This window comes from Microbispora sp. NPDC004025, assembly GCF_053604425.1.
In genome coordinates this window covers 60507-86335 of sequence record NZ_JBSGHN010000021.1, presented here as the reverse complement: position 1 = coordinate 86335, position 25829 = coordinate 60507, and the positions used below count along the sequence as shown (strand labels likewise).

The window sequence follows — 25829 nt, the reverse complement described above, 5'->3', positions numbered from 1 at the left end:
GCTGTAGCGCTACGGCTGTAGCGTTGTCCCCTCCTCGTACAATGGGCCGGTCATGGAAGCCACCCCGACTCCGGCAACCGGGCCCCCGGCTCCCGCCGCCCGCCGCCGTCCGAACGCGCGCGGGCAGGGCGAGCGGCTGCGCGAGGAGATCGTCGCGGCGCAGGAGGACCCCGCGGCGCGGCTGCGGGCGCGCATCCACGCGCAGGCCGCCTGGGCACACGAGCATCCGGGCCTCTACAAGGTGCTGCACGAGAGCGCGGTCCACCGCCGGCTCGGCATGCCGTTCAAGGAGGTGCTGGTGGCCAGGACCACGGAGGCGGTCCAGCGCTGCATGGACGCCGGGATCGCCCCGCGCGACGACGCCGCCACGGTCGCCATCGACCTGCGCACCGCCGTGAACGGCATGTTGTCGCAGCGGATCAACGAGCCCGACCTGCCCTGGCCGCCCGCGGAGGAGCAGATCGACCGGTTCCTCACCAAGCTCGTCGGCCTTCCGCCGAGAGCCGGCTAGCGGTTCTCGCGAGGTGGTCATGCGCGTGCTCGGGCTGATCTCGGGGACCTCCCACGACGGGATCGACTGCGCGCTCGTCCGCTGGACGGCGGACGGCGACCTGCTCACCGGGGTCGTGGAGCACACCGGCACGGTGCCGTACCCGCCCGGCCTGCGGGCCGCGATCGTCGCCGCGCTGCCGCCGAACAGTACGGACATGGGCGAGGTCTGCCGTCTCGACACGCTCGTCGGACAGGCGTTCGCCGAGGCGGCGGCGGGCTGTCCGGCCGCCGACCTCGTCTGCTCACACGGGCAGACGCTGTATCACTGGGTCGAGGAGGGGAGTGTGCGCGGGACGCTCCAGCTCGGCCAGCCCGCCTGGATCGCCGAACGGCTCGGCGTCCCGGTCGTGTCGGACCTGCGGGTGCGCGACGTGGCGGCCGGAGGACAGGGCGCGCCGCTCGTGTCCGCCTTCGACCTGCCGCTGCTCGCCGGACTACGCGAGCCCTCCGAGCCGCAAGGCTCGCCCGAGCCGACGCCGACCCCGACCGAGCCGCCCGAGCCGACCCCGCCCGAAGCCGCCGAGCCGCAGGGGGCGCCCGGATCGCGCGGGACGGCTGCTTCGCGCGGTCGCGCGGGCGCCCTCAACCTCGGCGGCATCGCCAACCTCACCGTGGCTCCCACCGCCGGCGAGCCGCCGCTCGCCTACGACACCGGCCCGGCCTCGGCGCTGCTGGACGCGGCCGTGCTCGCCGCCACCGGCAGGCCGTACGACGAGGACGGCAGGCTGGCGGCGGCGGGAAGGGTGCACGAGGGGTTGCTGACCGAGCTGCTCGCCGAGCCCTACTATCACCGGCCGCCGCCCAAGACGACGGGCAAGGAGCTGTTCCACGCGGGCTACCTGGAGCGGGTGGCCGGGCCGTACGCGCTGGGGCTGCCGGATCTGCTGGCGACGCTCGCGGCGCTCACCGCCGAGACGGTCGCGGCCGAGATCCGGCGACACCGGCTCGGCACCGTGGTCGTGTCCGGCGGCGGGGTGCGCAACCCGGCCCTGATGCGCGCCCTGCGCGTGCGGGCCGCAGGGGTGCGGCTGCTGCCGAGCGACGACCTCGGCGTGCCCTCGGACGCCAAGGAGGCGATCGCGTTCTCCTATCTCGGCTGGCTGACCGCGCACGGCCTGCCCGGCACGGTGCCCGCCTGCACCGGCGCGGCCGGATCGCGGGTGCTCGGCACGATCACCCCTGGGCGCGGTCCGCTGCGGCTGCCGGAACCGCTGGGCGCGCCGCCCCGGAGCATCCGCATGGGCGCTGTTGACCCTGACACCGTGTGAGGCACTGGAATCGGCCACACCATGTTCGCCATCGGAGACTTCGCCAGGCACGGCCGCGTGTCGGTCCGCATGTTGCGCCACTACGACGCGATCGGGCTGCTTCGCCCGGCCCACGTCGATCCCGCGAGCGGCTACCGCTTCTACGAGGCTGGCCAGCTCGCCCGGCTCAACCGGATCACCGCGCTCAAGGACCTGGGCTTCACGCTCCGCCAGGTGCGGGAAGTGCTGGACGAGCGGGTGAGCGCCGAGGAGCTGCGCGGGATGCTGCGGTTGCGGCAGGCGGAGCTGGAGGCGGCGGTGGCCGCCGCTACGGCACGGCTGGTCCAGGTCGAGGCGAGGCTCCGGACGATCGAGAGTGAGGGACACATGAACACCGACGACGTGGTGGTCAAGCGCATCCCGGCGGTCCGGGTGGCCGAGCTGAGCGCCGTGGCGCGCAGCTACGAGCCGGAGGACATCAGCCCGGTCATGGGCCCGTTGTTCGACGAGCTGTGCCGGAGGCTGGTCGAGGCCGGGGTGACCCCGGTGGGACCGGGGATCGCCTACTACGAGGACGCCCCCGGCGGCGACGGCATCCTCGCGCACGCCGCGATGCCGGTCGCGGTGGCGCCCGGGGACGGTCACGACTTCACGGTCGTGGACCTGCCCGCGATCGAACGGGCGGCCACGATCGTGCATCGGGGGCCGATGGACGACGTCCTCCCGGCCGCGCAGACGCTGGCGCGGTGGATCGCCGACGGCGGTCACCGCTCGGCCGGGTACGCCAGGGAGCTCTACCTGGAGGCCGGGGAGGACCCCGCCCGCTGGGTCACCGAACTCCAGGAGCCGCTCGCCGGCTAGCAGGGCCACGTGAAGGCCGGCTTCCGCGTACGCCGAGGTGGATCGAGGCCACCCCCTCCGCGGTCGTGGCCGGAACCGCGGCCGGCCGGGACCGCCGCGGGCCGACGGAACCGCCGGCCCGCGCGCCCGCCCGTCCGCTGCCACGCCGTCAGCCGGTCGCCGTCGCGCGTGCCGGTCCAAAGTGGAGGTGCGGCGCCGGTCCGGACGTCAGTCCACGCCAGGCGTCTCCTGGCCGGCCTCCGCCCGTACGGACAGGAAGCGGGCGGCCTCGTCGAGCGCCTCGTCGGCCTCGTCGAGGTGGCCGAAGTGGTTCTGGAACACGTGCGGCACCTGCGCCCAGACCCGCAGCGTGACGTCCACGTCGTCCGCGGCGGCGCGGGCGGCGAGCCGGACGGCGTCGTCCAGCAGGAGTTCGTTCGAGCCGGCCTGTACCAGTAACGGGGGCAGGCCCCGCAGGTCGGCGAACACCGGGCTCGCCAGTGGATGGGCGGGGTCCTGACCGGCCAGGTAGTGGGTGGCGAACGCCTGGATCGCCTCCGGGGTGAAGATCGGGTCGGCGTCCTTCTTCGTGCTCATGCTCTGCCCGCCGAGTGTCAGATCGACCCACGGGGAGAAGACGACGGCGCCCGCCGGCTGCGGCAGGCCGGCCTCGCGGGCCGCGACCAGGGTGGCGACGGCGAGCCCGCCACCGGCGGAGTCTCCGGCGAGCACCAGCTCCTCCGGCCGCACGCCCTCGTCGAGCAGCGCCCGGTAGGCGGCGAGGCCGTCGTCCACCGCCGCGGGGAAGGGGTGTTCGGGGGCCAGCCGGTAGTCCAGCGACGTCGTGCGCAGCCGGGCACGGGACGCCAGCTGGCCGCTGATCCCCGTGTGCGTGCCGGGCGCCCCCAGGACGTAGCCGCCTCCGTGGAGATAGAGCAGCCGGCCCCCGCCCGTGGCGGTGGCCGGGGTCAGGTCGAGCGCGGGACGGCCGCCGAGCTCCGTCTCGCGCACCGCGACGTCGCCGGGCCGGGGCCGCGAGAGGGCGCCGGCGAATCCGGCGCGCTGCTCCTCGAGCGTCGGGTTCGGGTGGACGGGGGCGTTGCGGTGCAGGGCGTCGACGGCCTCGCGCTGCTTGCGGGTCATCCGGACCTCCATAGGTCGGGGTGAGAGGATGGATTACCTGGAATGCACTTGTGAGACCTGCAACCCGATTCCCTGGAAGATGATTCCTTGGAATCTATGAGAGCGGTAACTGTGACGGATGTCACTCGCCTGTTCGTCGACCTCGTCCGCGTCGAGACCCGGCTGTACAACGCGGTGAGCGACCGGCTGCGCGCCGAGCACGGCGTCAGCCTGGGCCAGTTCGAGTTCCTGGAGATCATCGACCGCCGCCCCGGGTGCCGGGTGCTCGACATCGTGCGCGAGGTGGGGATCACCGTCGGCGCCGTGAGCAAGGCGGTCGACCGGCTCGAGAGCGCGGGCTGGTGCGTGCGCGCGGCACACCCCGAGGACCGGCGGTCCTCCGTGCTCAGCCTGACGCCGGAGGGCGCGCGGATCCTGGCCGCCGCACGCCCCACGGTCGCGGACGAGCTGGCCGCCCGCACGGCCGCCGTCCCCGCCGCCGACCTCGCCCGGACCGCCGCGACGCTCGCCGCCCTGCGCGCGGAGCTGGAGGAGTGCCGCCAGGACGGGTCCTCATGATCCGCCGATCCAGGACGCGGCCTCACACCCAGCCGGTTCAGGACGCGGCCATACAGCCGGCCGGTTCAGGACGCGGCCTCACACCCAGCCGGGTTTGACCAGGCCCGACTCGTACGCGATGACCACGAGCTGGGCCCGGTCGCGGGCGTGGAGCTTGGTCATCGTCCGGCTCACGTGGGTCTTGGCCGTCGCCGGGGACATGTAGAGCCGGGCCGCGATCTCGTCGTTCGTCATGCCGGTGCCCACGAGCGCGAGCACCTCCCGCTCCCGCTCGGTCAGCGCGTCGAGGCTGGTCGCGATGCCCGGCTCCTTGGCGCGGGCGACGTACTCGGCGATGAGCCTGCGCGTAACGCCGGGGGACAGCAGGGCGTCGCCGGAGGCCACCACCCGGACGGCCTGGATCAGCTCGGCCGGCTCGGTGTCCTTGACCAGGAAGCCGCTCGCACCGCCGCGCAGGGCCTCGAAGACGTACTCGTCCAGCTCGAACGTCGTCAGCATGACGATCTTCACGTCGGTGAGGGCGGGGTCGTCCCCGATGCGGCGGGTGGCCGTCAGGCCGTCGGTGCCGGGCATGCGGATGTCCATCAGCACGACGTCGGGGCGCAGGTCCCGGGTGAGCAGGACGGCCTGCTCGCCGTCCCCGGCCTCGCCCACGACGGTCATGCCCTCCTGCGCGTCGAGCAGGGCCCGGAACCCGGCCCGTACCAGCGCCTGGTCGTCGGCGAGCAGGACGCGTATCAATTCGGCTCCTTCTGTCCGGCGGATGGGGGGAGGGGGAGGCGGGCCTCCACCCGGAAACCGCGGCCCGGCCGGGGCCCGGCCGTCAGCGACCCGCCGAGCGCGGCGGCCCGCTCCCGCATGCCGGGGATGCCGTTGCCGCCGCCCAGGCCCGTCTCGGCCCGTGCCGCGCCCGCGCCGTCGTCCTCGACCGTCACGACCAGTTCCTCCGGCGCGTACGCGACGCGGACGGTCACCCGCGAACCGGGCGCGTGGCGCGAGACGTTCGTCAGCGACTCCTGGACGATGCGGTAGCCGGCCCGGTCGACGCTCGCGGGCAACGGACGTTCCCGCCCGGCCACCTCCAGCGTGACCGGCAGGCCGCTGCGCCCGGTCAGGTCGGCCAGGTGGGCCATGCCGGCCGTGGGGGAGCGCGGCGCGCCGTCCCTGAGCAGGTCGAGCACGCCGCGCATCTCGGTCAGCACGTCCTTGGACGCCTGCTTGATCGTGCTCAGCGCGGTGCGGGCCTGCTCGGGGTGGTCGTCCAGCAGGTGCAGCGCGGTGGACGCCTGGACGTGGATCAGCGAGATGTTGTGGGCGAGCACGTCGTGCAGCTCCTGGGCCATGGTCAGTCGTTCCTCGCTCGCCTGTCGCCTGGCCTCCTCCCGCTGGACCCGCTCGCGTTCGGCGAGGCGCTCGCGGCGCACGCGGTGGAACTCCGCGACGGTCAGCGTGAGCAGCAGGTACGCCGCGACGGCGGTGTGGTGGAAGAGACTCGCCTGGTGGGGGATGAGCCAGGTGGCATAGGCGACCACGAACAGGAAGAACGCCGCCGACGACAGCCACGCCGCGCGGCGGTGCCCGGACAGCACCGCATGGAAGATCGCGATGACCGGGCTGAGGAACACGGGCCCGTACGCGTAGTCGAACAGCATGTAGACCGAGGTCGCCGTCAGCGTGACGGCCAGCGCGGCGAGCGGGTACCGGCGGCGCAGCGCGATCGCGAACGCCCCGACCAGCAGCAGCGTGTAGCCCCACCAGGTCAGCGGCACCCGCCCGAGGTCGGGATTGCGCAGCTGCCAGTATTGCGCGCCCATCGACAGGAACACCTGGACGATCCCGACGATGACCGGCAGGACGGGATCGATGCGGTGATACAACGCGGAACCGGGACGCACACCCGCACGCTAGGCCATCGACGCAGGCCGCCGCATCCGCCCGCCGCCGCAGCCGGTCGTACGCCGGAAGGAGTATGACCCGCCCGCCTGGTGTTTCCCGGCATCGCTCGTCGCCATGTCGCTACGTCAGGGGCCGCGCCGTCCGTGCCCGCGCCGCTCCCTCTCCGGGTCCCGTACGGCGATTCGGCCGCGCATATACCCCGTCTATACCGAGGCGTCCGATGCTACTGCCCGAGCGTTCCCGGCTGCGCCTTCGCCTGCGGCCGGCGGACGCACCGGCGCTCCGTCGCCGGCGACCCCCAGGCATCGAGGAGCACAGATGAAGCTGAGGAAGATCCTGTCCACCGGCGCCGCCGCTGCCACGGCCGTCGTCGTGGCGACCGTCATCGCCACACCGGCGAACGCCGCGGAGGACACCTGCATCGTGGTCACGACGCACTGCGAGACGAACATCATCCACGCGAACAGCAGCAACTGGGTGTATTACAAGGTCCAGGCGGGTTCGATCCTCGGGGCGAACTACCGGGTGGTGGACGTCGACACCGGGGTGGTCGTCCGCAGCGGGTTCACCCGCAAGACCGCTCCCTTCTACGGCGAGGGCAGCATCTACGGGCTGTACGGCTACTACCGGCTCGAGGTCTACAACGCCACTCCCAGCGCCCGGGGCAAGCTGTACAACTGATCCCGGCTGTCAGGTGGTGTCCGGCAAGTCATGGCCCTGCCGCGCGTGGCCCAGGCGGCGCCTCGCGGACGGGCAGCATCTGCCGGACACCCCATGGCGCACCACGAGCCGGCCCGCTCCGGCGGCGTGACGCACGCGCACGGCCCCTTCGTTCCCCGCTCCGTCTTCGATCCCCGCAGGCTCGATCGGCCGTACGACGTCCAAATGCGGACAATCCCGCAGCGATTTTGACCTCTGTGAGTCATGCTGGAGTGATCGCGCGTGTGGTGGAGGTGCCAGGCATGAGGAGCGTCGTCGTCACTTCGCTGGGACTGGTCACGCTGGCGGGTCTCCTCGCCCCGCCCGCCCAGGCGGGCGTGCACCCTCCGCCTCCGCAGGAGGTCAAGCGGCCGGTCGCGGAGGGGTACGGCGGGGCAGTGGCGACCGTGGACCTCGACGCGAGCAAGGCCGCGCTCACGGTGCTGCGCCAGGGCGGCAACGCGATGGACGCGGCGGTTGCGGGGGCGGCCGCGCTCGGCGTGACCGAGCCCTACTCCGCCGGGCTCGCCGGGGGCGGCTTCATCGTCTACTACGACGCCCGCAGGCGGAGGGTGACCACGATCGACGGGCGGGAGACCGCCCCGCAGGCGATGACCTCGACGACGCTGGAGGGCATCCCGTTCGCGGAGGCCGTCACCAGCGGGCTGTCGGTCGGCGTCCCCGGCAGCGTCGCGCAGTGGGAGACGGCGCTGCGCGAGTACGGCACGATGTCGCTGCGGGAGGCGCTGCGCCCCGCGATCGACATCGCCGAGAAGGGCTTCGTCGTCGACCGGACGTTCCACGACCAGACGCAGCAGAACGCCGAGCGGTTCGCCGACTTCACCTCGACCGCGTCGCTCTACCTCCCGGGCGGGCAGCCGCCGCGGGTCGGCTCGATCTTCCGCAACCCCGACCTCGCGCGTACGTACCGCGAGCTGGGCATCCGCGGCCCGTCCTGGTTGTACGGCGGAACGCTGGGCCAGGAGATCGTCGCCACGGTGAAGAAGCCGCCGGTGCGCGAGGGCGCCACCCGGAACGTCCGGCCCGGGCTCATGGAGGTGTCCGACCTCACCGCCTACCGGGCGCTGGAACGGCCGCCCACGAAGGTCACGTACAAGGGCCTCGACGTGTACGGCATGGCGCCGCCGTCGTCGGGCGGCTCGACCGTGGGGGAGGCGCTGAAGATCCTCGAGGCCCTGCCGAAGGTCGGCCTGCACGAATACCTGGAGGCCTCCCGGCTCGCCTTCGCCGACCGCAACGCCTACGTCGGCGACCCGGCGTACGTGGACGTGCCGCTCGGCGAGCTGCTGTCCGACGGGTTCGCCAAGGAGCGCGCCTGCCTGATCGGCCCGCGGGCGATGGCGCACCCCGCCGCGCCCGGATCGCCCGACGGGTCCTACTCCCCGTGCGCTCCGGCGGCTCCGGCGGCCTCGGCGCCCGAGGAGAAGAAGGAGGGGCCGGAGACCACCCACCTCGTGGTGACCGACCGCTGGGGCGACGTGGCGGCCTACAACATCACCATCGAGCAGACCGGTGGCAGCGGCATCGTGGTGCCGGGCCGGGGCATCCTGCTCAACAACGAGCTGACCGACTTCACCTTCGGCCCGGCGCCGGGCGACCCGAACCTGCCCGCGCCCGGCAAACGCCCGAGGTCGTCCATGGCCCCCACCATCGTGCTCAAGGACGGCAGGCCGCTGCTCGCCGTCGGCTCACCGGGCGGCGCGACGATCATCACGACCGTGCTGCAGATCCTGGTGAACCGGCTCGACTTCGGCATGTCGCTGCCGGACGCGGTGGCCGCGCCGCGGGCCTCCCAGCGCAATATCGAGGTGACCCAGGCCGAGCAGGCGTTCATCGACCGGTACGGCGAGAAGCTGGGCAGGCTTGGGCACACGTTCGCGGTGCCGACCACTCCACCGGCCGGCGAGATCGGCGCGGCGACCGGCCTGGAGTTCCTCCGGAACGGCCGGGTGCGGGCCGTCGCCGAGCCGGCCTTCCGGCGTGGCGGAGGCAGCGCCCTCGTGGTCAGCGCACGTCGCTGATCCGGTCAGCCCGCGTCGCCGGTCCGGGCGCCGATGAGCTCGTAGGCCCTCGGCTTCACCTTCCGGGTCCGTGCCCAGTATTCGAAGGTGAAGCCGGGCCAGAGCGTGCGGTTCTTGCCGTGCTCGTCCAGGTACCAGCTCGTGCAGCCGCCCTCGTTCCACACCAGCCGGTCGAGCCGCCGCTGCAGGCGGTCGTTGTAGGCCCGCTGCGCCGACGGCCGTACGTCCAGGGCCTTGGCCTTGGCTCTGGACAGCAGCCGCAGGCAGTCCATGACATACCGGACCTGCGATTCGATCATGAAGACGACCGAGGTGTGCCCGAGGCCGGTGTTGGGGCCGAGCAGGAAGAACAGGTTGGGGAAGCCCGCGGTGGTGACGCCGTGATAGGCCTCGATGCCGTCGCGCCACGCGTCCTGGAGCTTGACGCCGTTCCTGCCGACGATCCGCTGCTCGTTGAGGGAGTCGACCACGCGGAAGCCCGTGCCGTAGACGATCACGTCGACCTCGTGCTCGCGCCCCGTGGCGTCCACGACCGAGCGCTCCCTGATCTCGGTGATGCGCTCGGTGACGAGCTCGACGTTGTCCCTGGTCAGCGCGGGATAGTAGTCGTTGGACTGCAGGATGCGCTTGCAGCCGATGGTGTAATCGGGCGTCAGCTTCGCGCGCAGGCCGGGGTCGGGCACCTGCCGGGCCAGGTGCCGCTCGGCCATCGCCTGGTGGACCTTCATCAGCCGGGGGTCGATCGTGAAGCCCACGGCCCGGGTCTCCAGCAGCCAGTAGACGGCGTCGCGCAGCAGGCGGGCGCCGACCGGCGTCTCCATGGCCCGCTTCAGCCGCCCCTCGATCGGCAGGTCCGGCTTGGGCTGGATCCACGGAGGGGTGCGCTGGAACACGGTGAGGCGGCTCGCCTGCTCGGCGACGACGGGGACGAACTGGACCGCCGACGCGCCGGTGCCGATGACTGCGACGCGCTTGCCGGTCAGGTCCGTGGAGTGGTCCCACCGGGCGGAGTGGAACGCCTTGCCGGTGAAGCGCTCGCGGCCGGGGATCTCGGGGAACGACGGCACGTGCAGGGCGCCGACGCCGGACACGACGGCGTGGGTCTCGAACGTCTCCCCGTCGCCGGTCGACACGCGCCACAGGGTGCGCTCGTCGTCGTACTCCAGCCCGCAGACCTCCGTGTCGAACCGCAGGTGGGGCTCCACGCCGTACTTGCGGGCGCAGGCCCGCATGTAGTCCCAGATCTCCTCCTGCGGGGAGAACAGCCGCGACCAGCCGGGGTTGAGCTCGAACGAGAAGGAGTACAGCGGCGAGGGGACGTCGCAGGCGCAGCCGGGGTAGGTGTTGTCCCGCCAGGTGCCGCCGAGCTCACCGGCCTTCTCCAGGACCACGAAGTCGTGGTAGCCGGCCTCCTTCAGCTTGATGGCCATGCAGAGCCCGGCGAAGCCGGAACCGATGATCGTGACGCCCGGACTGGGCATGCGTCCTCCCCGTCCTATTGGAACATCGTCCAATATATTCGCGTCCGTACGCCGGGGTCCAGAAGCACAGCTAGCACCACAGCCCCCAGCAGCAGGGCCCGGCAGCAGGGCTCAGCAACAGGGCCCAGTAGCCCGCCCAGCAGCGCGGTCCGGCTGCGGCCCGCAGCGGTGGCGCCTATCCGGTGACGGCCGGAGAATGCCTCTGGCCGTTGCGGGGGTGTTTGCGGCTCTCCGTCACCTTATGTGGTGCCCGTCCATTTTCGGGCCGACGTCCGCGTCGGATGGGCCGCGCTGGGCATGACAAAGCCGCCGACGGGCGCGGTCGTCGGCGGCTGGTACAGGTATGTCAGCGAACCAGGAGGTAGGCCACCACAGCGAGGATCACGACGAGCGCCGCGCCGACGGCGATCCAAATCGGCAGGCGGGACGGCTGCTCGTTGGATGCCGCCGTGTCCTGCTGCTGTGCGAAGGCGCGGAAAGCCTGGGTGTTTCCGGCCGGGTCGATCTGAGGGTCGGACATGGCCAAGACTCTAGCGACCCACAGTGTGTCACGGCTGTGATTTGTCGGATTTTGCCCTCCGATGGGGCTGACTTGGGGCTCCTCCTCGGGGGCACCCGTGACACCGGCGCGAATACCGGACCGGTACGGCCGGCGGATAGCGTTGTATCCATGCTCCGCACCCTCCTGGCTCCCCGGCTGGTGGCCCTGCACCTGCTGGTCATCGGGGTGCTCGTGTCCTTCACCTTCCTCGGCCGCTGGCAACTCGGCGTCTTCGAGGCGTCGGGCGCCCCGCGACGGGCCCCCGACCCCGCGCCCGTCGCCGTCACCGAGCTGACCCAGGTGGGCCGGCACATCAGCGGCGCCGCGATCAGCCGCAAAGTGACCGCCACGGGGACCTACGACGCCGCGAACCAGTTGCTGGTGGCCGATCGGGTCGCCGACGTCGACGCCCCCGGCGGGAGGGCGGCCCGGGGGAGCGGATTCTGGCTGCTCACCCCGCTGCGGCTCGCGGACGGCACGGTCGTCCCCGTCGTACGGGGCTGGGTCGCGACGGCGGCCGACCCCGCCGCGGCCGTGCCCGAGGGCGCCGTCACGGTGACCGGGCGGCTGCGGCCGGCCGAGCAGACCGACGACGTGATGCGCAGCGGCAACCTGCCGCGCGGTCAGGTGGCGACCGTGTCGACGGCAGAGCTGATCAACGTGTGGCCGGACGCGCGGGTGCGGGACGGGTTCCTCGTCGTGACCGCCCAGGAGCCGCCCTCCCGCACCACGCCGGTGGCCGTGTCCCCGCCGACCCAGGGCGGCGGCTTCACCTGGCGGAACCTGGCTTACGCCCTCCAGTGGTGGATCTTCGCGCTGTTCGCCGTGTACATGTGGTTCCACTTCGTCCGCGACGCACTGCGCGGGCGGCGGAATCGGGAGGAGCGCCGGGATTCGGAGCCGGAGCCGGCCGAGCCCGCCGCGCACGCGGAGGCCTGACGGGCCCTGGAGCCCGGACCGCCGCCTCGCACGGATATCGTGTGGTGACCGTTTCCCCAGCACCCAGCAGAGGTATTGATCGACGTGGAATCCGCGCTCAACTTCTACCGCGTCCTGGCCTACATCGTCGGCGTGATGCTGCTCGTGCTGTGTGCCGGAATGGTCGTCAAGTACGGCTTCGACAACGGCACGATGGTCGCGGTCGTCGGGCCGATCCACGGCTTCCTGTACATGGTCTATCTGGTGGCAGCGATCAACCTGGGCCTGATCAAGGCCCGTTGGCCGATCGGCTACCTGCTGCTCGTGCTCGTCGCGGGCACGATCCCGTTCCTGTCGTTCGTCCTGGAGCGGAACGTCACCGACCGGGTCCGCAGGAGGATCGCGACCGCCTCGTGAGCGCCCGGTAGTGAGCGCCGCCTCGTAAACTCCGCCGGCTCGTGAGCGCCGCCTCCTGAGCGCCGGCTGGAAAGCGTCGGCTCGCTAGCGCCGGCTTGTGCGCGTCGGCTCGTGAACGCCACCGGCCGGGCGCCGTGACGGCGCCCGGCCGGGGATTGCGCGAGCTCTGGGACAGGCCGCTCAGACAGGCTGCTCAGAACAGACTGCTCAGCCGCCGATCTGGCGGCGGCGGATGCGCCGCAGCCGCGCCCGCTGCGACTCGTCCAGCATGAAGTAGGCGACGATCGGCGCTCCCAGCGCGCCGATCGCGACCAGCCAGGCCAGGAGCGTCGGCACCGGAAGGATGAAGACCAGCACGGCCACCACCGCCGCGCCCACGTAGTACTTGCCCAGTGGCGACATCGTCAGGCCTTTCGTGTCGGGTCCCGCGCGGGACGTCGTCCCGCGTCGCTGGGAGAACGTCCGAAGTCCGGGCCGAGTTCCGCGAACGGCCGAGGGGAGGCGCGGGCCGGTGTCGGGGGTGCGCCTCGGACCCCGGCCCGCGCATTCACGTGGGCCGGGATTCCGACGCCGGAGGCGCGGACCCCGGCCTCGGCGGCTCCGCCGCGCCCCCTGCGGCGGAAGACCGGCCCCGGGGCACTCACCCTCCATGTGTGCCGGGATTCCGACGCCGAAGGCGGGGACCCCGGCCTCGGCGGCTCCGCCGCGCCCCCTGCGGCGGAACGCCGCAGACTCAGCCCTCGCCGGACTCCTGCTTGCCCATCGCCTTTCGGATCAGGTCGCGGGCACGATCCATGATCGCGATCGGCGTGCCCATCAGGATGTTCGCCGTCGCCGACTCGATCCCGGGGTGCGGATGCGTGGGTGCCATCGCCTCGGCGGCCTTGACGCCCACGGCCATGGCCTTGCGCTCGGCCTCGGACGTGCTGGCTTTGAGCTCGGAGAACTCGTAGCGCTCCTCGGCGGCGGCGTGGGCGAACACGGCGGCCCGCAGCCTCTCCAGCTCCCGGGAGAACTCCGCCGTCGTCACGTCCATGTCGTCGAGGCGGCTGAGCAGTTCCTTCGCCTCTTCCTCTTCCTGCAGACGGTTGTCCACGATCGTGTCGCCGCCGACCAGCTTGCGCCGCGCGTAGGGGTGGACGATCTCCTCCTCCGCCGTCTCGTGAACGGCGAGCAGGCGGACGAGGCGGCTGAAGGCCTCCTTGCGCTCCTCCCCCTGGCATCTGTCGACCTCGTCGAAGAGCTCCCGGATGAGAGCGTGCTGGTGCGTCAGGAGTTCGATCACGTCGTTCTCCCGCATGGTCTCCGGCCTTGACTGGCGGTCCATTAGCGCCTCCTTCCTGGTCATATCCGGGCTACCCGTAACCGGGGGGCGAAACCCATGACCTGCGGATTCGGCGCTGGGGGCGCATGACGCGGCCACGCGGGCCGGGCGCGGCGACCGGGTTGGAACGCTGCGGGCGGGGCGCCGTTCCCGGCTCAGGTGGGCTGCCGGGCGGCCAGCCACTCCTCGTGGGCGGCGAGCAGCCGGGACCACAGCGCGTCCTTCTCCTCGGAGGAGACGTCGTCCAGCGTCATGCCGTAGACGTCCGCGAGCGCGGCGAAGTAGTCCTCCCGGCGCTCCAGCGTCACCGACGGGTCCGGCCCGCCCCCGGCCGGGGGTAGACCGACGCGCGTGAGCACGAGCCCCCTGAGCAGGTCGATCCCGGCGGCGTCGCGCCGCTGCACGGACGCCACCCGGACGAATCCCGACTGGGGGGAGGTGGACAGCCATTCGTGCTTGGCCTCGAAGGCGCCCATCTCCGTCGGTCCCGGGCGGAAGTCCATGCCGCTGAAACTGCCGCGCGCGTCGTGGTCGAACCGCCAGCCGCCCGGCTCGGCCTCCGACCGGCGCAGGGCGTACCGGAACGGGCCCTGCCGGTAGACGCCCTCGACCAGCGGGATCGGCTCGTGGATCGCGTCGCCCAGCCCGGCGTCGACCAGCCACCGCCCGCCGGGATTGGCGTCCGCCGGCAGGCCGCTCACGGTCAGGGCCAGGTGGTTTCCCGTGGCCCCGGCGCGTTCCTCGGGCGAGCCCTGGACGCCGCCGAAGTGCCGCGTGACCGCGTAGCCCAGCTGCCGCAGGAGCACCGAGAACGCGCCGTTCAGGTGGCAGCAGTATCCGCCGCGCCCGCACATGATCCGCCGCCATGACTCGGCCGGGTCGATCGTGGTCGGCCGGCCCAGCCAGATCTCCAGGTTCTCGTACGGCACCCGCTCGACGTGCGCCGCCTGGAGCCGGAACAGCTCTTCGACGCTCGGTGGGCCACTCGACCGCAGGCCGAGCCGTCGCAGGTAGTCCTCAGCATGCAGCGTCCGATCCACATGGCCACGCTAGCGCGGGCGGCCGACGTTTCCGGTGCACGGGATCTGCACATTTCCGGACGGCGCCTCTGCACAGGGGGGATCTACGCTTCCGTGCATGGCAACCCCGCAGCAACGCCGTGTCCTCGTCGTCGAGGACGACGACACCATCGCCAACGCCGTGCGGCTCCGGCTCGTGGCGGAGGGTTTCGACGTCCGCGTCGCGAGCGACGGCGAGGAGGCGCTCGCGGCCTACGCGAAGGCGGAGCCCGACGTCGTCGTCCTCGACCGGCTGCTGCCGGGCCTGGACGGGCTCGAGGTGTGCCGCAGGATGCAGGCGGCCCGGCCGGTGCCGGTGCTCATGCTCACCGCGCTGGGCGAGGAGACCGACGTGCTGGTCGGCCTGGGCGTGGGCGCCGACGACTACATCACGAAGCCGTTCAGCATGCGGGAGCTCGTCGCGAGGATCCACGCGCTGCTGCGGCGGGTTGAGCGGGCCAGCCTGCTGGCCCACGAGGACACGGTGATCAGGATCGGCGACGTCGAGATCAACACGGCCGAGCGCCGCGTGTTCGTCCGGGGGACCGAGGCCCAGCTCACCCGGACCGAGTTCGACCTGCTGCGGCGTCTCGCCGAGCGGCCCGGCCACGTCTTCGAGCGCGAGCGGCTGCTGTCGGACATCTGGGGCTTCTCCGAGGCCGCCGCGACCCGGACCGTGGACAGCCACGTCCGCGCGCTGCGCCGCAAGCTCGGCCCGGAGGTCGTCCGTACCGTCCATGGCGTGGGATACGCGCTCGTCCGCCCGTGACGCGCACCGCAACGGAGAAAGCCAGGCGATGAGGCCGCTCGACTTCCTCGGCCGGATCAAGGTCAAGCTCGGCATCGTGATCGTGCTCGCCGTGGTGGCGGCGTTCGTCGTCAACGAGGTCGGCATCAACTCCGGCCTGTCCCGGGATCTCAGGATCGCGATCGCCGTCGTGCTCGCGCTGATCATGGTGCAGCTCCTCGCCCGCGGCATGACCCGGCCGCTTCGCGAGATGGCCGCCGCCGCGCAGACGATCGCCAAGGGCCGGTACGGCCTGCGCGTGACCGCCACGTCCCGCGACGAGGTGGGGGAGCTGGCGCGGGCGTTCAACGCGATGGCGGCCGACCTCGCCGAGGTCGACCGGCAACGGCGTGAGCTGGTGGCCAACGTCAGCCACGAGCTGCGCACACCCATCACCGGCCTGCAGGCCGTGCTGGAGAACGTCGTGGACGGTGTCACGCCGCCCGACCTCGACACCCTGGGCACGGCCCTCGCCCAGACGCAGCGGCTCGGCCGCCTGGTGGCCCAGCTCCTCGATCTGTCGCGGCTCGACTCGGGGGCGCGGCTGATCGAGCCGGAGGAGCTGGACCTGGCGTCGCTGTGCCGCCAGGCAGTCTCGGAGGCGGCTCTCGCGCGCGACGACGTGACGGTGATGAACGTCGTCGCGCCGGGGACGGCCCTGTCGGCCGACGCGGCCCTGCTCGCCCAGGTGCTGGCCAACCTGCTCGACAACGCCGTACGGCACAGCCCGTCCGGCGGCACGGTCCGGGTGGAGGCGCGGGCCGCCGGACCGAACCTGGAGATCGGCGTCACCGACGAGGGTCCCGGCATCCCGGCGGCGGAGCGGGCCCGGGTGTTCGAGCGCTTCTCGCGCCTCGACGCCGGGCGTGCCGCCGACGCGGGCGGGGCCGGGCTCGGGCTCGCCATCGCCAAGGAGATCGTCGAGCTGCACGGCGGGTCGATCTCGGTGGGGGACCCGCTCCCGGCCGTGAGACGGCCCGGGGGGAGAGGCCGGGGGACGGCGCCGGGGTGCCGGATGGTCGTCACGCTGCCGCGTCAGGGCGAGCCGGTGGCAGGCGAGAGCGCGGACGGACCCGTCCACGCCGCAGAACGAAGGGGAGACATGGAGATCCAGCAGGTGGGCGCCGGCAGTCCCGCCGGTGGGCCCGGCGGGGAGGGCCCAGGCGGGGACGACGGCGGTGACCGGGCGGGGAGGGCCGCCATCGCGGCCGAAGGACCGGGAGAGTCCGGTGACGCGGCCGCCGCACCCCGCTACGCCGGTGCGCCGCATCCTGCCGCTCCGCACTCCGCCACTCCGCATCCCGCCGCACCACACTCCGGCGCGGAGCGGCACGCACCCGGCGCGCGAGGTGAGGACACGGGGCCGTCCACGCCCGTGACCGCCGACACTCCCGGGCGACCCGGGGAGCGGCAGGGGGCAAGCTTCGAGTCCTCCCCCAAGGCCGCGGCTCCTGCTTCGACGACCGGCATCGCGGAGACCGGTCACCTCCGGGCCGGTTACCTCCGAGCCGGGGACCTCGGCATCTCCTCGACCGGCGGCGCGGGCATCGCCGGCGGCGACGGCGGCGAGGACCGGGAGGATCCCCGGCGGCAGGGCCTCGTCCATGCCCGGGCGGACCAGCCGTACCCGGTCCCCCCGGGCGGAGGCGCCGGCGTGCCGGGGCAGGTGTTCGCGCCGCGGGCCGGGGTGCCCTACGACCCTGCCGGGCACGTGGCGCGAGTGGCTCTCGGCGCGGGCGTCGGCATGCTCGCCGGATTCCTCGCCGGGCTGATCGCTCCGGTCTTCCTCGGCGTAGGGGGGCTGGGCATCGTCTCTTTGGTGCTGTTCACCGCCGCCGGGGCGGTCGTGGGAGCGACGCGCGGTTCGTCGACGGCCCGGCGGGCAGCGGCGACGGCCGCGGCCGCGTCCCCGCCGCCGTGGTACACCAGCCCGCCCACCACCGTCACAGGCGCCGCGCCTGCCACAGGCGCCGCGCCCGCGACAGACGGCGCGCCGGCCACTAGCGCCGCGCCCGCGTCGGACACCGCGCCCGGGGGAGACGCCGTGTCCGGTTCCGCCGAGGGGGCATCCGTGCCGGTGGCGGTCACCGTGAGCACCCAACCCGGTCCGCTTCCGGAGACACCGGGATCGTCCGCGCCCACCGTGGCCGCGGCCGTCCACAGCGTGAGTTCCCCGGCGCCTCCGGTTCCCGCCGCGCCGGGGGGCAGGCCTCCGGAGAACCCGGCGGGCCCGCGTGCCCAGGAGCGCGCGGAGCAGCGGCAGGCCTCCCCGGAACCGTCCGTGCCCCCTGTGCCCTCGCCCCCTGTGCCCTCGCCCCCTGTGCCCTCGCCCCCTGTGCCCTCGCCCCCTGTGCCCTCGCCCCCTGTGCCCTCGCCCCCTGTGCCTCCTGTGCCCTCGTCCCCGGTGTTTTCGATGCCCCCTGGGCCACCGATGCCCCCTGGGCCCCCCGGGTCCGGGCCGCACACGCCGGGACGGTATCCCCCGCCGCCCGCCTACGTGCCGCCGCCGCTGTTCCCGCGGCCGGACCTGCCGGAGGCGCCCCGCTGGCTGCTGCCGGCCGCCGCGGCGGCCGGTCTGGTCGCCGCCGTCACCCTGCCGTACGCGTCGGCCGGGCTGGGCCTCGTGCTGACGGCGGTCGCGATGGGGGCGGCGGCGTTCCCCGCGGTGCTGCCGCTCCGGCGCGGCCGGGTCACCCCGTGGACCCTGGCCTTCGGCCTCCTGGCGTACGCGCTGGTCTCCGTGGCGCTCTTCCGTGACGCCGAATGGGTGGTCGGGCCGGTGCTGCTGGCCGCGTTCGGAGTGGGGTCCCTCGCGCTGTCGGGCGGTGGCCGGGGCTGGCTCGCCGTGATCAGGGGAGGAATCTCGGTCGCGTTCGCGGTGCTGCCGACGCCGTGGTTCCTGGCCGGGCCGCTGCGGACCCTGGCGCGGCGGCGGCGGATGCTGCCCACGCTGGTCAGCGCCGCCGTGACCGTCGTGTTGCTGGCCGTCTTCGGCCTGCTGTTCTCCTCCGCCGACGCGGTCTTCTCGGCCTTCCTCAGCGACCTGCTGCGGACACCGGAATGGGCGCAGAGCCTGCCGTACCGGGTCTTCGTGTTCTGCGTGTTCGCGGTGCTGGCCGTGGCGGCGGTGCTGGTGGGCCTGCGCCCGGTGGCCGAGCCCGCCGCGCCCGACCTGCGGATGTCCCTCGGCCGGCAGGTGTGGGTGATCCCGCTGGCCGGGCTGAACCTGCTGTTCGCGGCGTTCGTGACCGTGCAGATCACGGTGCTTTTCGGCGGAAGCCGCAGGGTGCTGTCGACGGCGGGGCTCACCTACGCGGAGTACGCGAGGTCGGGCTTCTTCGAACTCGTCACGGTCAGCCTTTTCGTGCTCGGCATCGTGGCCGCCGCGGTCGCCCTGCTGCGCCTGCGCGGCCGGGCCGACCGCTGGCTGCTCGCCGTGCTGCTCGGCCTGCTGTGCGCGTTCACGCTGGTCATCCTCGCCTCGGCGCTGCACCGCATCGGCCTCTACACCGACGCGTACGGCCTGTCCCGGCTGCGGGCCTCGGTGGTGGCGACGATCTGGTGGCTCGGCGCGGTGTTCGTGCTGGTGCTGGCGGCCGGGACGGTGCGGCTGATCGGCGGCGGCACGTCCTGGTTCTTCCGGGGGCTCGTGCTGCTCACCGGCGTGTCGCTGCTGGTGTTCGCGGTCTGGGACCCCGACGCGCGGGTGGCCGAGACCCAGCTCACGATCCGGGGCGTCGAGCGGCTCGACCACGGCTACCTTGGCGATCTGGGGGCGGAGGCCGTGCCGATCCTGGACCGGCTGCCCGAGCCGGACCGCAGTTGCGTGCTGAGCGAAGTGGTCGCGGTCAACGGTCTCCGCGAGCCGGACTCCTGGAACGGCTGGAACCTCGCCCGTGCCCGCGCCCGCGAGGTGCTGGAGCGCAGGCCCGTCGTGCGGCCCGACGACTGCCCCGGTTCGTCGCGTGTGCCCGGACCGTACGACTGATCTAATCGAGGACGTGACCTTCGATGTGCTGATCAGCGGCGGCCGCGTCGTGGACGGGACCGGAGCCCCCGCGTTCCGCGCGGACGTCGGCGTGCGCGGGGGCCGGGTCGAGGCGGTGGGCCGTCTCGACTCGGCCGAGGCGGCCACCCGGATCGACGCGGCGGGCAGATACGTGCTGCCGGGGCTGGTGGACTGCCACGCGCACGGCGACGCGGTCGTGTTCGACCCTCTCGTGCAGCACGCCGCGCTGCGGCAGGGGGTCACGACCTTCGTGCTCGGCCAGGACGGCCTGTCGTTCGCGCCGGCCACCACCCCGGCCGCCTTCGCGTACGCGAGCCGCTACTTCGCGGCGGTCAACGGCGCGCACCCGCACGTGGACGGGCCGGTGAGCGTCGCGGACCTGCTCGCCGGGTACGACGGCAGGACCGCGCTCAACACCGTCTATCTGCTCCCGCACGCGACGATCCGGTTCGACGTGATGGGTCCCGCGGAGCGGGCCGCGGACGAGGACGAGACGCGGGCCATGCTCCGCAGGGTCGAGACGGGCCTGTCCGAGGGGGCGGCCGGGCTGTCGTCGGGTCTGGAGTACGCCCCCGGCCGGTACGCCGACGCGGCCGAGCTGGCCGCGTTGTGCGCGTCGCTGGGCGGCCTGCCGTACGTGACCCACATGCGCGCGTACGGCCCGTCCGCGGCGGTGGGGATGACGGAGGTCGTGGAGATCGCCAAGCGGTCCGGGGCGGCCGCGCACGTCTCGCATCTCCACGGCCCGGCCTCCACTCTGCTGCCGCTGGTCGAGGACGCCCGGCGGCAGGACGTCGACCTGACCTTCGACACCTATCCCTACCTGCGGTCCAGCACGATCCTGGCGATGGTGACGCTGCCGCCGTGGGTGCCCGCCGCAGATCCCGGCCGCGCCGTGGCGATGCTGTCCTCCGAGCGCGATCGTCTCGCCGCGGAGTGGGCGGGACGCGACGACCTGTGGCCGCGCATCAGGCTCTCGCACGCCCCCGGCTTCGAGTGGGCCGAGGGGATGAGCCTGCCCGCCGCCGCGGCCGAGTACGGCGCGACGGCCGCCGAGTTCTGCCGGGTGCTGCTTGTGGAGACCCGGCTCGAGGCGGGCTGCGTGCAGGCGCGCCCCGACGAGGGCCCGGCGGGGGAGGAGTCGGTGCGCGCCGTCATGCGCGACCCCGGCCACACCGGCGGCTCCGACGGCATCTACGTGGGCGGCCATCCGCACCCGCGCGGCTTCGGCGCGTTCGCCCGCTACCTCGGCCGGCACGTGCGCGAGCTCGGCGACCTCACCTGGGAACAGGCCGCCGTGCACCTGGCCTCCCACCCGGCGCGCCGCTTCCGGCTGCCCGACCGCGGCCTCGTACGGCGCGGCCAGGCCGCGGACCTGATCGTCGTCGACCCGGCCACGGTGGCCGACACGGCGACCTACGACGAGCCCCGTACGCTCGCCGTGGGCGTGGACGACGTGCTCGTCGGAGGTGTGCCGGTGCTGCGCGGCGGCGCACTCACCGGCGCCACCCCCGGCCGCGCCCTGCGCCCCGCCTGAACGCCCGGGCGCGGCGAGGACGTCAATTGGCCCGCGTCCTCCCCGGGGCGCCGCCGGCCCGACAGCTCGCCCGCCCCGCTGACTACCACCGGCTCGGGCACCGAGTCGTCATCGCCGATCGGCGCGGAATCAGTCCTGGTCACCGGCGACGACCAGGCCGGACTCGTACGCGAAGACGACGGCCTGGGCGCGGTCGCGCAGGTCCAGCTTCGTCAGCAGGTTGCTCACGTGACTTTTGACCGTGTGCTCGGTCACCACCAGCTCCGCGGCGATCTCGGCGTTGGACCGGCCGCGCGCGAGCAGCCGCAACGTGTCCATCTCCCGGTCGGTCAGCTCACCGAGCCGCTGCCGCAGCCGGGGCCGGGCACGTCCACGTCCGACGAACTCGCCGATCAGGCGCCGGGTGATCGCAGGGGCCAGCAGTGACTCCCCCTCGGCGACCAGGCGGACGGCGCGTACGAGGTCGTCCCGCCGTACGTCCTTGAGCAGAAAGCCACTGGCCCCGGCGCGCAGGGCGTCGTAGACGTACTCGTCGACGTCGTACATCGTCAGGACCAGCACCTTCGCGTCGGTCCTGCGGCACACCCGGGCCGTGGCCTCGACGCCGTCCACGCCGGGCATCCGGATGTCCATGAGCACCACGTCCGGCTTCAGCTCGACCGCCTTCGTGACGGCCTCGGCGCCGTCGGCCGCCTCGCCGACCACGGTGATGTCGTCATGGGCGTCGAGGATCATCGCGAAGCCGCCGCGGAACAGGTCCTGGTCGTCGGCGACGAGTACGCGCAGCATGCCGTCAGCCGATCGGCAGGGTCGCGGTGACGGTGAGACCCGGGTTCCCCGGCCGGACGGCCAGCCGGCCGCCGCACGCCGTGACCCGCTCCCGCATCCCGATCATGCCGTGTCCTTCCCGTAGCTCCCGCGCGCCCCGGCCGTCGTCGGCGACCTCGACGTCCAGGGCGTCACCGGACCAGCGGAGCCGTACGCGGACGGCGCTCGCTCCAGCATGCCGAATGGTGTTGGTCAACGCCTCCTGGATGATCCGGTACGCGGCGATGTCCACATCGGAGGGCAGGCGCCGTGGCTCGCCACGCACGTCGGCGGAGACGTCCAGGCCCGCCCGGCGGGCGTTGTCCAGCAGGCCGGGCAGGGCGTCGAGCCCGGGCTGCGGCCCCCGGGCCGGCCCCGGGCCGCCGGGTGCCTCGCTCCCGCGCAGCGCCCCGAGGATCAGGCGGAGCTGGCCGATCGCGTCCCGCCCGGCCTCCGCGATCGCCTCGAAGACCGCCTCGGCCTTCTCAGGGTGATCGCGCGCCACCAGCGGGCCGGTCTCCGCCTGGATCACCATGAGGCCGACCGAGTGGGTCACGATGTCGTGCATGTCGCGGGCGATCCGGGTGCGTTCGCGTGCGACCGCGGCGGCGCGTTCCTCCCGGATGCGGGCTTCGCGCTCCCGCTCGGCGTTCCGGGCGGCCCGCCGGGCCCGTGCGCCCACACCGAGGGCGTACGCGGCGACGATCGCGGTGAGGAGGTAACGGTAGGTCTCCAGATTCTCGTGCGGGACGACGAGTGACGCGGCCACCCCGGCGGCGAGAGCCGCGATGCCCCCGGCGCGCCGCGCCCGGGAGAGATCCGCCGCCGCGAACGTGTAGGTGCACACGAGCACGCCGTATGGCAGCAGCAGCACCAGGGTCGCGGAGTGCGGCAGCGACTTCGCCGCGATCGCCAGGATCGTCGTGGCGCAGCCGACGACCGCCCCGACGGGGAGGATGGCGCGGCGCCGCCACAGCACGGGCACCGACATGAGGACGGCGAGCGCCAGGGCCCACCACGGCTGCCGGTACGGGACGAGGGCGGGCGTCACCGTCATCACGGTGACGACGGCGGCGATCGCGACGTCGGCCTTCGACGGAGTGAGGATGCTCGCCCGCATGACCGGCTCCGGGGGTTGCTGGAGGAAACGCGGCAAGACTATGCGCGCGGCATCCGCCGTCGCCTCGATCGCTCGGCTGAGTGCCCTCTCACTCCTTCGAGTGAGGCCGGTGTCAGGCTCGCCGAGCGGTCCCGGTCCCTGCGACGGGCACCCGGATCACTCGCGCCGGTGATGTGCGTGCGGGCCGGACACCCGGAGGGTCGGGGCGACTGGACAAGGAGGCTGCACGATGAACTCACCGATTCGGCGTCCGGCCGTGGCGCTCGCCGCCACGGCGCTGTCGGCGACGCTGTTCCATCTCGGCACCGGGCTCACTCCGGTGCCCTGGCTCACCTGGCTCGCACCGCTGCCGGTGCTCGTCCTCGCCCACCGCGTCGGCGCTCGCGTCGCGTTCCTCGCGGCGTCGGCCGCGTGGCTCGGAGGTGAGACGGCGATGTGGGGCTACTTCCTCGACACGGTGGGGATCCCGCCGCCGATGGTCGTGTCGATGCTCGCCGGGTCGGCGCTGCTGTTCGGGCTGGTCGTCCTGTTGTCACGGGCGCTGATGCTGAGGGGACGTCCGCTGACGGCCGCCGCCGTCGTGCCGGCGGCCTGGGCCGGCGTCGAGTACGCGGTCTCGGTGCTGTCACCGAACGGGGCATGGTGGAGCTTGGCCTACACCCAGGCCGACGTCCTTCCGGTCCTGCAGACCGCCTCGGTCACCGGACCGTGGGGCGTCACCTTCCTGGTCCTCGGGGTGCCCGCGGCCGCCGCCGTGCTCTTCGCGCCGCTTCCCGCGGCACCGGGAGCGGCCGGGCGGCTGCGGGTGGCCGTCACCGCCGCGATCGTCCTGGCTCTGACGGCGGGGTACGGCGCCTGGCGGCTGAGCGCGCCGTACGGTGAGGGCCCGGAGAAGGTGGCGCTGCTCGCCGTCGACCGGGACGGCTGGGTCCCGGTCGAATCCGCGGAGGGACGTGCCCTCCTCGGGCGGTACACGGCGCGGATCCCGGACCTCGCCGCACACGGCGCGCGGGTCGTGGTCATGCCGGAGAAGGTCTTCGTCGCCGACGACGCGACGCTGCCCGTCCTGGCGGGGCCGCTGGCGCGGCTCGCCGCCGAGCACCACGTCGACATCATCGCCGGGCTCGTCCTCAAGCGGGCCGGTAGCCTCCGCAACGCCGTGGTCGACTTCCCCGCCGACGGGAGCCGGCCGGTCGAGTACTTCAAGCGCCACCTCATCCCCGGACTCGAAGACGACTTCCGGCCCGGGAACCGTGCGGCCTTCGTGCCCGGTTCGGGCTCCCGCTGGGCGATCGCGATCTGTTTCGACCTGGACCTGCCCGGCCTGGTGCGCGACTACCGCGCACGCGGCGCCACGACGCTCTTCGTGCCCGCCTGGGACTTCGATCGGGACCGCTGGCTGCACGGGAGGATGGCGGTCACCCGGGGCGTCGAGACCGGGCTCACCGTGGCGCGCGCGGGGCGGAACGGCGATCTGGTCGTGAGCGACGCCTACGGGCGGATCAGGACCGAGGCGCACAGCGCGGACGGGCCGGTCGTGTCCGTCCTCACCGCGCTGCCCACCCGCTCGGCCGACACGCCCTACACGAGGTTCGGCGACTGGTTCGCCTGGGCCTGCGCGCTCCTGCTGGTGCTCGCACTCGCGTCCCTGGCCCGCACCCGGGATGCGGCAGGCGCGCGGCGTGTGCCGGTCGCACACGCCGCCGCGCCGGAGCCCTCGCTGCCGCGCTAGGCGGCAGCGCCCGCGGCCCGGTGCAGGCGGTTGCGCGGTGCAGGCGGTGGATGCGGTGGGCGCGGCTGAGGCGCACATCGGCGCCGTACGGCCGTGCGCCCGGGCCGCGACCGGCCGCGACCTGCGCCCCCAGCCGCCTACGCCTGCTCGGCGAGAACCTGGCGCAGCGTGACGGCGAAGTTGTCCGGGTCGCCAGGCGTGCCGTACGTGTCGTCGAGGAACCCGCCGTGATTGCTCGGGAAGATGACGGGCTTGCCGCCGAGCCGCTCGGCGATCACCGTGCCCGCGCGGCTGGCCAGCTGCCCCTCCGACTCGACCCCGACGCCGAGGACGACGCGGGTCGGGGCCGCACGCAGCGCCTCGAAATCGGGCTCGTAGTGCGTGCAGGTGATCAGGTTCTGCGCGAACATCACGTCGTCCCGCGAACCGTCGTCCTGCGCCGGCAGCCCGAACTCGGCCGGATTCGGCCGGGGCTGGTCGGCGAAGTCCGCCGGGATCTCGCCCTGGTGGCCCACGATCGCGAAGAACTTCACCATCGCCGGGCCGAAACCCTCCTGGTCGTACGTCCGCCGGATGTCGGCCACGGCGGCCAGCGCCTGCTCCCGGTCCGGCAGCACCTGGACGGTCGGGGGCTCGTGCGCCACGAGCGTGCGCACCTGTTCCGGGTGCCGGGCCACCAGCGCGAGCCCGTTGACCGCGCCTCCGCTGCTGGCGAAGATGTCCACCGGCCCGCCTCCGACCGCGTCGATCAGCCGGTGCAGGTCGTCGGCGTGCAGCTCGGGCGTCGACTCCCCGGTGCCGTCGGTCCGCGTGCTCCGCCCGCTGCCGCGCGGGTCGTAGGTCACCACCGTACGGTCCGGGAAGCGCCGCGCCAGGGCGGCGAATCCGGTGGCGTCCATCGGCGATCCGATCAGCAGCAGAACCGGCTCCGTGGTCTCCTCGGCCTCGCGCACGTCGTAGTGCAGAACGCAGCCGGGCACCTCGAGGGTGTGGGTCTTGGGCTCGGTCATGGGGTGGTTCCTCCTCGACACAGGTGATCTGCCTACACGGTCTGTCTGCTTGTTCCGCCTGCGTGGCCCGCTCGTATGGTCGCCCGCGGCCACGTGAAGCCCGCCGGCGCA

23 protein-coding genes are annotated in these 25829 nt (G+C 73.4%); 12 read left to right on the top strand and 11 right to left on the bottom strand.

Annotated features, from left to right (window positions below; translation table 11 throughout):
• Positions 1-52 precede the first annotated feature (52 nt).
• Genes ACWEQG_RS35840 through ACWEQG_RS35830 form a run of 3 tightly spaced genes read left to right on the top strand, consistent with a single transcriptional unit; the run spans position 53 to position 2660 of the window.
• Complete coding sequence (locus ACWEQG_RS35840) at positions 53-511, top strand: TetR-like C-terminal domain-containing protein (protein ID WP_452291710.1); 459 nt, start codon at positions 53-55, stop codon at positions 509-511.
• A 19-nt stretch (positions 512-530) separates the two neighbouring features.
• Positions 531-1820: an anhydro-N-acetylmuramic acid kinase gene (locus ACWEQG_RS35835; protein ID WP_452291708.1), complete on the top strand. Its 1290-nt coding sequence runs from the start codon at positions 531-533 to the stop codon at positions 1818-1820.
• Between the two features lie 21 nt (positions 1821-1841).
• The gene (locus ACWEQG_RS35830) at positions 1842-2660 is read left to right on the top strand and encodes a MerR family transcriptional regulator (protein WP_363469257.1); all 819 of its coding nucleotides are present in this window, start codon (positions 1842-1844) and stop codon (positions 2658-2660) included.
• A gap of 207 nt (positions 2661-2867) precedes the next feature.
• Here ACWEQG_RS35830 and ACWEQG_RS35825 read toward each other — a convergent pair whose 3' ends face one another.
• Positions 2868-3782: an alpha/beta hydrolase gene (locus ACWEQG_RS35825; protein WP_452291706.1), complete on the bottom strand. Its 915-nt coding sequence runs from the start codon at positions 3780-3782 to the stop codon at positions 2868-2870.
• Positions 3783-3893: 111 nt separating this feature from the next.
• Between ACWEQG_RS35825 and ACWEQG_RS35820 the strand changes: the two genes are divergently transcribed.
• On the top strand, positions 3894-4340 hold the full coding sequence (locus tag ACWEQG_RS35820) for a MarR family winged helix-turn-helix transcriptional regulator (protein ID WP_452291704.1): 447 nt from the start codon (positions 3894-3896) through the stop codon (positions 4338-4340).
• 78 nt (positions 4341-4418) lie between these two features.
• On the opposite strand, the gene ACWEQG_RS35815 is transcribed toward ACWEQG_RS35820, so the two are convergent.
• Both ACWEQG_RS35815 and ACWEQG_RS35810 read right to left on the bottom strand, forming a co-directional pair.
• Positions 4419-5081, bottom strand: coding sequence for a response regulator transcription factor (locus ACWEQG_RS35815; RefSeq protein WP_452291702.1), 663 nt, complete (start codon positions 5079-5081; stop codon positions 4419-4421).
• The gene (locus tag ACWEQG_RS35810) at positions 5078-6235 is read right to left on the bottom strand and encodes a sensor histidine kinase (RefSeq protein WP_452291700.1); all 1158 of its coding nucleotides are present in this window, start codon (positions 6233-6235) and stop codon (positions 5078-5080) included. The genes ACWEQG_RS35815 and ACWEQG_RS35810 overlap by 4 nt, the downstream gene beginning before the upstream one ends.
• A 319-nt stretch (positions 6236-6554) precedes the next feature.
• On the opposite strand from ACWEQG_RS35810, the gene ACWEQG_RS35805 reads away from it, so the two are divergent.
• Together ACWEQG_RS35805 and ggt are read left to right on the top strand one after the other, a co-directional pair.
• The gene (locus ACWEQG_RS35805) at positions 6555-6917 is read left to right on the top strand and encodes a hypothetical protein (RefSeq protein ID WP_452291698.1); all 363 of its coding nucleotides are present in this window, start codon (positions 6555-6557) and stop codon (positions 6915-6917) included.
• Between the two features lie 281 nt (positions 6918-7198).
• Complete coding sequence (ggt, locus tag ACWEQG_RS35800; protein ID WP_452291696.1) at positions 7199-8977, top strand: gamma-glutamyltransferase; 1779 nt, start codon at positions 7199-7201, stop codon at positions 8975-8977.
• Between the two features lie 5 nt (positions 8978-8982).
• On the opposite strand, the gene ACWEQG_RS35795 is transcribed toward ggt, so the two are convergent.
• Positions 8983-10458, bottom strand: coding sequence for a flavin-containing monooxygenase (locus ACWEQG_RS35795; RefSeq protein ID WP_452291694.1), 1476 nt, complete (start codon positions 10456-10458; stop codon positions 8983-8985).
• 346 nt (positions 10459-10804) lie between these two features.
• On the bottom strand, positions 10805-10978 hold the full coding sequence (locus ACWEQG_RS35790) for a hypothetical protein (RefSeq protein WP_363469281.1): 174 nt from the start codon (positions 10976-10978) through the stop codon (positions 10805-10807).
• Positions 10979-11128: 150 nt separating this feature from the next.
• On the opposite strand from ACWEQG_RS35790, the gene ACWEQG_RS35785 reads away from it, so the two are divergent.
• Positions 11129-11938 (top strand): SURF1 family protein, encoded by an 810-nt coding sequence (locus ACWEQG_RS35785; RefSeq protein ID WP_452291692.1) that lies wholly within the window; start codon positions 11129-11131, stop codon positions 11936-11938.
• Positions 11939-12022: 84 nt separating this feature from the next.
• The gene (locus ACWEQG_RS35780) at positions 12023-12334 is read left to right on the top strand and encodes a DUF3817 domain-containing protein (protein ID WP_452291691.1); all 312 of its coding nucleotides are present in this window, start codon (positions 12023-12025) and stop codon (positions 12332-12334) included.
• Between the two features lie 207 nt (positions 12335-12541).
• Here the strand turns inward: ACWEQG_RS35780 and ACWEQG_RS35775 are convergent, their stop codons facing one another.
• From ACWEQG_RS35775 to ACWEQG_RS35765, 3 genes are all read right to left on the bottom strand, one after another.
• Complete coding sequence (locus ACWEQG_RS35775; protein WP_183534958.1) at positions 12542-12736, bottom strand: hypothetical protein; 195 nt, start codon at positions 12734-12736, stop codon at positions 12542-12544.
• Positions 12737-13067: 331 nt separating this feature from the next.
• Positions 13068-13661, bottom strand: a complete 594-nt coding sequence (locus ACWEQG_RS35770) for a hemerythrin domain-containing protein (protein WP_452291689.1) — start codon at positions 13659-13661, stop codon at positions 13068-13070.
• Between the two features lie 152 nt (positions 13662-13813).
• Positions 13814-14698, bottom strand: coding sequence for an arylamine N-acetyltransferase family protein (locus ACWEQG_RS35765; protein WP_452291687.1), 885 nt, complete (start codon positions 14696-14698; stop codon positions 13814-13816).
• Positions 14699-14795: 97 nt separating this feature from the next.
• On the opposite strand from ACWEQG_RS35765, the gene ACWEQG_RS35760 reads away from it, so the two are divergent.
• From ACWEQG_RS35760 to ACWEQG_RS35750, 3 genes are read left to right on the top strand one after another with little or no spacing between them, the layout of a single operon-like run.
• On the top strand, positions 14796-15485 hold the full coding sequence (locus ACWEQG_RS35760) for a response regulator transcription factor (RefSeq protein WP_363472882.1): 690 nt from the start codon (positions 14796-14798) through the stop codon (positions 15483-15485).
• A 28-nt stretch (positions 15486-15513) separates the two neighbouring features.
• Entirely contained in the window at positions 15514-19491 is a 3978-nt protein-coding gene (locus tag ACWEQG_RS35755) for a DUF4153 domain-containing protein (protein WP_452291685.1), read from the top strand.
• A gap of 13 nt (positions 19492-19504) precedes the next feature.
• Positions 19505-21049 carry an N-acyl-D-amino-acid deacylase family protein gene (locus ACWEQG_RS35750; RefSeq protein ID WP_452291683.1) on the top strand — a complete coding sequence of 515 codons (1545 nt, stop codon included), beginning with the start codon at positions 19505-19507 and terminating at the stop codon, positions 21047-21049.
• Positions 21050-21178: 129 nt separating this feature from the next.
• Here the strand turns inward: ACWEQG_RS35750 and ACWEQG_RS35745 are convergent, their stop codons facing one another.
• Together ACWEQG_RS35745 and ACWEQG_RS35740 are read right to left on the bottom strand one after the other, a co-directional pair.
• Positions 21179-21838 (bottom strand): response regulator, encoded by a 660-nt coding sequence (locus ACWEQG_RS35745; protein WP_452291681.1) that lies wholly within the window; start codon positions 21836-21838, stop codon positions 21179-21181.
• Positions 21839-21842: 4 nt separating this feature from the next.
• Positions 21843-22976: a sensor histidine kinase gene (locus ACWEQG_RS35740; RefSeq protein ID WP_452291679.1), complete on the bottom strand. Its 1134-nt coding sequence runs from the start codon at positions 22974-22976 to the stop codon at positions 21843-21845.
• Positions 22977-23205: 229 nt separating this feature from the next.
• Between ACWEQG_RS35740 and ACWEQG_RS35735 the strand changes: the two genes are divergently transcribed.
• Entirely contained in the window at positions 23206-24708 is a 1503-nt protein-coding gene (locus ACWEQG_RS35735) for a nitrilase-related carbon-nitrogen hydrolase (protein ID WP_452291677.1), read from the top strand.
• Between the two features lie 137 nt (positions 24709-24845).
• Here the strand turns inward: ACWEQG_RS35735 and ACWEQG_RS35730 are convergent, their stop codons facing one another.
• Complete coding sequence (locus ACWEQG_RS35730) at positions 24846-25718, bottom strand: alpha/beta fold hydrolase (RefSeq protein WP_452291675.1); 873 nt, start codon at positions 25716-25718, stop codon at positions 24846-24848.
• Between the last annotated feature and the right edge of the window lie 111 nt (positions 25719-25829).